Source organism: Paenalcaligenes sp. DL 309 (genome assembly GCF_057475285.1).
Map to the genome: position 1 here is coordinate 1 of NZ_JBYBKW010000021.1, position 7,616 is coordinate 7,616.

General features: G+C 40.8%; 6 protein-coding genes and 1 pseudogene. All 7 read right to left on the reverse strand.

All coding sequences use genetic code 11. From position 1 onward, the window contains the following. Positions 1-267: 267 nt before the first annotated feature. Positions 268-783, reverse strand: coding sequence for a hypothetical protein (locus tag AC2UZJ_RS12260; RefSeq protein WP_486950429.1), 516 nt, complete (start codon positions 781-783; stop codon positions 268-270). 114 nt (positions 784-897) lie between these two features. Further along, entirely contained in the window at positions 898-2,007 is a 1,110-nt protein-coding gene (locus AC2UZJ_RS12265) for a helix-turn-helix domain-containing protein (RefSeq protein ID WP_486950430.1), read from the reverse strand. A 182-nt stretch (positions 2,008-2,189) separates the two neighbouring features. Further along, a pseudogene (locus AC2UZJ_RS12270) lies at positions 2,190-2,621 on the reverse strand (transposase); the annotation flags it as partial. 213 nt (positions 2,622-2,834) lie between these two features. Further along, positions 2,835-4,631 carry an autotransporter domain-containing protein gene (locus AC2UZJ_RS12275; RefSeq protein ID WP_486950431.1) on the reverse strand — a complete coding sequence of 599 codons (1,797 nt, stop codon included), beginning with the start codon at positions 4,629-4,631 and terminating at the stop codon, positions 2,835-2,837. 235 nt (positions 4,632-4,866) lie between these two features. After that, complete coding sequence (locus tag AC2UZJ_RS12280) at positions 4,867-5,136, reverse strand: type II toxin-antitoxin system YafQ family toxin (protein ID WP_486950432.1); 270 nt, start codon at positions 5,134-5,136, stop codon at positions 4,867-4,869. Then, positions 5,129-5,416, reverse strand: coding sequence for a type II toxin-antitoxin system RelB/DinJ family antitoxin (locus AC2UZJ_RS12285; RefSeq protein ID WP_486950433.1), 288 nt, complete (start codon positions 5,414-5,416; stop codon positions 5,129-5,131). Before AC2UZJ_RS12285 ends, AC2UZJ_RS12280 begins: the two co-directional genes overlap by 8 nt. Positions 5,417-5,568: 152 nt before the next feature. Beyond that, positions 5,569-6,795: a hypothetical protein gene (locus tag AC2UZJ_RS12290; protein WP_486950434.1), complete on the reverse strand. Its 1,227-nt coding sequence runs from the start codon at positions 6,793-6,795 to the stop codon at positions 5,569-5,571. Positions 6,796-7,616: the final 821 nt, after the last annotated feature.

Sequence of the window (7,616 nt, forward strand, 5' to 3'; positions counted from 1 at the left end):
TTACAACGAAGAGCGCACGCACGAAAGTTTAGGTGATATTCCCCCGTCGGTATACCGACAACAACTGGAAAACTCTAGTTTAGAACTGTGTCAGTAATGGGGAAGTGGACACTAAGACGATCTTGCACGGCTTCAAGTGTGACTTTTAACTTAAACTCGGGACTATATTTAGCCATAGAAAAACCCCAAAAGGTTGGAAAGGTGTCCAACTTCTTGGGGTCAGTTCAAAAATGAGGGTGTTTTAAATAAAGTAATAAATTTCCTATATCAAAGTACTACGTTATTCCAGTACACATTATGGTCTGAATAGTCGGAATTTCCGTCTATTAAATAATCAAAATAACTGACTAACTCATCAAGATAGTCAGCTATCTCTTTTTGCTCAGATAAAGAAGGTAATCGATTTCTAATATCAACAAACTTCTGAGGTTCAATTCTTAGAACAAGTGTTTCCATACCCTCTTTAATGACACTGAAATCACTTCTTGGCGGTATTGATGCAGACAAATAGTTGTAATAGCGACTATCTACCTCAAGTTCACCTTCAGGAGGGATCTCGACATACGCATCAACAAGAGTTGCCAAGTCACTTTGAGATAAGTTTTCCTTCAAACTGTTTTGTATAATAAAAACTATGGAAAAATCTTTCATTTCACAAACAGAACCAACAAAATCCACCTTCTCTTTCACTACTTTTTGAATTCTTTTATCTTTATCATAAAAAAGATTTAGTTTTTCCTCTAAATTTTCAAATAATGCACTTTTTGTGGAAACGTTTTTCATACAATAAATCCTTATATAGTTTAATAAACCTAATTGGTTGATAAGTATAGGTACCAACAATTCTTCTAAAATTTAGCTATTGGTACCAACAATTCTTCTAAAATTTAGCTATTACTAGACTAAACTCTTGACTTTCTTATTGATATTTCTCAAGTAATGAAGCTCTTCTTCTGGTGTAACGTTAACTGGAAGAAGACTCTTTCCTGACCCTTTTTCATAAAGCTTAACTATGAAGTACTTTGTTTTTAGCGGACTAGCTAATACTTCACTATCAGCTAAGCCAGACCATTCAGGGTCTTTAATAACCTGTTTAATAACTTCAGGAAGCTGTTTAGTCACATCTTGAGATTTTGTATAAAAATCGTTCAAACTCACTATGTCAGCCATCATGAGGACCGTTAAATGCGGTACTCCTAAAAACTTAGCGCATGCTTTTGTAAAATCTTTAGAAGTGGCTTTTAAAAATCGACGTCCCCCACGTATTTGGTTGAAATATGAGTAGGAGTAATTAAGTGCTGCGCACATTTCCTCAACTGAATAGCCTAATTGATGAGCTCTCGCCCTTAGTGCGTCGAACAAAGGAATCACTTCAGTTTTATCTGTTGATAAGTCCTTACTTCCAACTGGCTCCTTTCGGATTGCATAAGAAACAGTATTACTAATCTGTTGTAAAATTAAAGCTTCCTGATTAGTGTCCAAACGCTTAGGTATTAAGCTAACTCCAGTAGCCTTTTCATAAAGTCTTACTATAAGGTACTGAAGATTAGGCGCTGTTTCTTTAACATGTTTATTTGCTAACCCTATCCAGAGAGGATCTTGGATAATGTAGTCAATGGCTCTAGGAAGTTCTCCTACGATGTCTTGCAACTCCTCTCTTAGGTCTGACTCTTGAATTAAATTAGCTAAAACAAGAACAGTTAATCTGGAAACACCTAAATACTTGGCGCAAGCTGATGTAAAAGCATATGAGGATGCTGTTAGTAAACGCCTACCACTCTTTACTTGATTGTAGTAAGGGTAAGAAAATCCCAATACGGTACAGAGCTCTTCAATAGACTGCCCTAGTTTCTTTGACCTATCTAATAGAGCTGCGAAAAGTGGTGCTGTACCACGTTTATTTTTCAATAACTCTTTTGTATTAAACTCATAATTCCAGGCAGGAATTTGATTTATACTTGCAGAGTTACTACCTTTTTGATTGCATTCTGTTGAAGTTTCTACCATATGATTTCTCCAATAGAAATAGCTTAGAAGCGTATTTCTAATAAGTACTTATCCTAATGACCTTCGTCTTTAGTGATGTCCTACTTAATATAGGTACTAGAAAAAAACAGCTCTTTTAGCTAAAGAAGAAGCAGGGTAAGAATGAAATCGAATAATGGTAATGTCATTACGTAGACTTACCGTCAAGCGCACAGTTCATAACTAGAGACTTTTGCCGTTACGCGTCGTTTAAATTCACTAGGCGGTAGATTGCCCAGCGATTCATGAGGTCGCTCTTCGTTATAACTTATCATCCAGGCCCAACTTAGCTCCCGTACTTGCGTTAAGCAAGAGAACAGATGGGGGTCAAGGACTTCATTGCGGTAACTTTTATTAAAACGTTCAATATACGCGTTTTGATTGGGTTTGCCAGGTTCAATATAACGAATAGTCACTCCATTTTCCGCACACCACTGTGTAAACAACAATGAGGTCATTTCACTACCGTTGTCCACACGGATCATTTTGGGCAGGCCTCGCTCCGCTTTGAGCTGCTCAAGAACACGTACCACTCTAGCAGCAGGAAGAGAGGTGTCTACAACGATATCCAGTGCTTCTCGCACACCCTCATCAACCTTATGGCACTGTTTTTGGGGGGCCGTCAACTTGGGTGTCATACTTAGACGGTTGCCAGTGGTTTTGTTTTTAGACTCAATCATGTAAGTCAGGTTACCGGAAAAGCCCAATGAATCCGTAAGAGGCATACCAAAGGTACTTTCTAGACCTGCTGTATAAAAAGGCTCCATTAAGGAGCCTTTTTCACTTTTCAATTTTTGCTTGCAAATCACTTAAAAACGATACGCTGTACCCACATAAACTGCACTCTGAGCATTGATCGTATTAGCCGTTTCTACCGTTACACCCGCATTCAACTGCCATTGTTTACTAAGTTGACCTGAGGCCCCTACTTCAAACAGCCCCGTATTTTTAACCGTATTCGCTTGTGTAGCTAGATTAAACTGGCGACCTGCGTAATTACCCGTTTGCAGACTAGCTCCGAGTTGCTGCTTGGCTTTTTTGAACTCATGCAACCACTGACCTGACGCATACACAGACCAAGCTGGATTGACAGCTACAGATAACTGATAACCTAAACTACTTTGCACTGAATTGTGTATTTGCGCATCAAAATGCATAGCCGAAGAATTAATACCTTGCTCATTCAGCGCTTTGACTTTGGTTTTTTGTAAAGATAATCCCACTAAGGGGCCATGCATAACAGCACCATGCTGCCAAGCATAACCGGCACTTAATCGACCACCCAACTGATAGCCATCTGCTTTGGACTGATGCTCACGCTGCCCTGCCGCTAATCCTACATACCGATTTACCTTGCTGTCTAAATCGGCATAATAAACTTGCGCATTGACCCAAATATTATCCTGTGCCCAACGACTATAAAGACCACCCGCCATACGTTTTTGTTCTAGATCGTGGCTAGAACGTAAATGGGAGTCTTGTTTGTCATACTGTAAATAGCCACCAAACGTCCATTGGTTTAATTGCTGGCTAATACCAATACTACCTGTACCATTCGTGCCATTGAGTTTGCTATTTCCTTGGCTACCGTTCGCAAAAACGGCAGCTCCTTCAGCCCAAAACTGTAGACCTGACTCTGCATTAGAGGGTGTCATGACTAAGCGCCGATCAATACGCTGCATCTGACTCAAACCGGCTTGACTAGCTATAGCACCCAATTGCCCCATTACCGTACCTGCAGACATCACAGACATAGCATAGTCAGCAATAGCTGAGTGCGCTCCAGAGGTAGGGTGAACACCATCTGCGTACAAATACGTTTGCGCTGCATCAGGTGTGACTAACTGATCCGGCCCACAAAATAAAGCAGAGCTAACTGTACACGCAGCATCTTTTACATTCGTAAAACCATAAGCTTGAGGATCAAGCATGACCTCATTAAGTAACCCAGAAATATTTAGAGGAATAATATTCGCTGGATTAGATGCTAGTGCTGCTGCTAACCCTTGGTTGTAGGTATTCGTCAGCTCAGAGGCAATAGCGGACACGATAGGAGAACCAGAAAATTCAGGTGTCTGACCTAAGTCGGGAATATCTGCCACCATGATGGACTGAGCACCTTGCTCATGTAAGGTATTAATAATACCGACCTGCCCCATGATGGACTGCTGAATAATCGCTGGGCCTGCGTTAATATCTGCAGTTACGGCAAACAAATCATTAGCACCACCCCACACGCCATACAACGCATTCGAATCCAAGCGTCCTTCGGTAACAGCCAACATCTGATTAAGCTGCTCTGTCATCGCAGGCACGGCAGGATTCATTGCCCCAGGTGGCTGTAACGGATCAAGCTGCGAACCTACCGCAACACGAGCCCCACCCACCGCAAAGTTTGTTCCTCCTTGACTACTTGGTAGTGCCTTTACGCCCAATTGCCGAGCCAAATCCTGTGACCATACCAAACCTGGGTTCGTAGTAAAACGCGTACCGAACTGACCTGAGTCCGTCAAGCTATCGCCAATAAAATAAAGGGAATTAACACTTTGTGCTGACAAGCCACTACTAGCTGTGGCTAAGAGAACGACCAAAAGTTTTTTATTCATTGTTATGACTTCCTATTTAATAGGAAATCATAATGACCTTATAGACTTTAAACGTCAATCGTTACTCAGAAAATCGGGTTAAATAGTATCAATTTGACATCCTCCCCGCCCTAAAGAGGCTGTCGCAATGTAATCCCCCCGAAAAACCCCAGTGTAAACTGACCCCAAGAAGTTGGACACCCTTCCAACCTTTTGGGGTTTTTTATATCCTAGAGCTTCAAAAAAACCGGGGGAATTAGCCAAATAGTTCTGAGTGTGTACCTAGTCGGTGGAGGATTAGATCATTATTTCGATATTCGTAAATCAACACTAAGTCAGGTTTGACATGACAGTCTCTACAGCCGACCCAATTGCCTGTTAAATCGTGATCACGGTATTTTTTAGGCAGCACTAAGTCAGTACATAAACAATGCAAAACCTCAGCCCATGCTGGCGTTGCTAGCTCCAACGCCCGTTTTTTAATATCACGTTTAAATTGATTTGTGGGGTAAACCGTTTTAGTCACGAGCCGCATCCACTAATGCCTGCGACACCTCATCAGAACGATAGCCAATCAAGCGCCCAGCCTCATAGTCCTCGCGCCCCTGACGAATCGCTTCTGTCGTTTCTGTGTTCGGCACCGTAGCAGCATAATCAAACGACAATGGGATCTGATTGGTTTCTGCCACTTGATTCAAAAACAATCTAAACGCCTGAGACGCGCTCAAACCGTAACGCTCAAAAACTGGGAATGCCTTATCTCGCAGTTCTTTATCTAACCGCATATTAAAGTTTGTCGTTTTCATCATTAGATCCCTTACACATCACTACATCAGTACGTCAATTGTACGCCATCTGCACGCTAACCTCAATCGTTTATCATCTTATATAAGCTTCTTTCTTTGAACGTGACGTAAGCACAAGGCCTTAGTGGTTTTTTTTAGTTCTTTATATGAATTTAAGCCCATCGATGTCCTCTCGTTAGATTTCTCAAAGTATTTAGATAATCGTATGTAACAGAAGAGACGGGCTTTTTTTCATTTTTAAGCACTGTTTTTCCAGTGCTTAGAGGCCTGGTGGTGCATTTTTTACCAAGCCTCCTAGCCCAGTGAGGGTATTTTCGAATTAAACGCTCTACTAGCTTTACTTTAGGCGCAGCGCCTAACGGGCTTTCATTTGAATCCCCTAGCATCACTAGCTCATCCATAACATTCAACACTACTTGTCCATCTGGAAGTTTTATTCCTGATTTGAAAGCGTGCTTTGCCATTTTCTCTAACCATTTTGTACGTCTTTGTGATCGTTTTATTAAGGCTTGAGCTTCAGATTGCTCTTTTGCTAAGTAAGCATAATCCTTTTTTACTTTGATCATGTGAACCAGGTAAGCAATAGCTTGACTGGATTTTAAGGCTCTTTTTCGAATGCCCGTTAACGCTACAGATAGCACATGCTGCAACTGAATTCCTTGTTGTTTGCATTTAGCCATAAGCCAACAAATATTGCTTGGCGTTAGCTCTAGTTCGTGCATTGGATCAACTAAGTCTTCAGGTATTCGCCTTCCGCGCTTTTTCTTTTCGTTGAAAGGATCGAATGTATTGTTTATTTGATCTTTGGTACTAAGCTTATTATGTAATACTTCTCCTTTAGGAGAGGAAGATAGGTGCGCCATTTTTGTCTCACGGTGCTTTGGCAAAATAGAAGCTTCTTTTGATGGTTTTTGAGCTTGCTTTAGAGCTTGTGTAGATGAAGGTACTGAAGTTTTTTGTGGCTTTGATTGATTCTTATTATTCGGCCTGACTTTACGACCCCATTTATCTTCAGTTGCTGATAAAGCAAAGATATCTTCAAGCACCCAAGGAGCCCATAGTATTGTCGTAACACCCCATCCTCCACATTTCAAACGAGGCTGCTTCAATCGTTGAAGCCAACCTAATGCTTCTAAAGAGTTAAGTAATCTATCAATAGTTCTCGTTGAAACGTCAAGAATTTCGGCAGGTTTTTTGCGATTGAAAAGCACCGGGGACTCTATAGAGTCGAGGTTTGTGTAAGAGATTAAGGTTTGTACAAGCGCAATAACCCTTCCCTTAGAAAATAGTGACGGGTGTTCTAAGGCTCGTGCACGAGCTTTGCGAATTGCTACAGGAAGCTTGGATGCAAAAAGGCACCCAGGGGAAGTCATAGTCATAGTTAGTCCACGTTTCTGTTGACAACAGTTATCCGCGGTACTAATATTGAGATATTGATTCCAGTGAAGGAATTTCACCAGGCGACGAGACTTATACAACTGCGCTAACAGTTACAGTCTTACTATTTCGCCGAGAGACAAGTGCAAAGAGTCTCTACGTGAAGTTCAAATCTATTATTAGTACCTTTTAATTAACAAACCCTTCAAGCTTATGCTTGGGGGGTTTTGTTATTTATAAGTAGTATTTATATTTTAAAAGCCTTTTCTTAGGGCATCTCCAAAATTAGTTTATTCTTCTTTTAGATTATTGAAATAACCTATTACTTTTAGCATATTAAACTACAACAATCAAACCCTATTTTTTCTTCAAACGTAGATATAGCGCAGCTTACAGGGCACTGTAGTCGGACTCAGTCCTCTTGCAGATGGACCATGATGACCTTCAGCTTGACCTCAGTCACACCTAGTCGGACTCAAGTCGAACGTAGTCTCATTGAGATCGCTCTTAATTGAACTTAGTACCTTTGACTGGATTCTTAAAAATAGGCGTCAATTATCGGAGTTGTTAAGTTACTTAACACATCTATCAATACAGAATTAGTGAGTGACTGAGTATTTTCAGTTAAGGCTAGGTTGTTAAGCTACTTAACACTTTCACAGTCTTTTTCTTGGTAGTGATCCGAGCTTCGCGCGGGAGACGCTAGATAACTGAGTTGTTAAGTTACTTAGCACATCCATCAATACAGAATTAGTGAGTGACTGAGTATTTTCAGTTAAGGCTAGGTTGTTAAGCTACTTAACACTTTCGCAGCCTCTTTCTT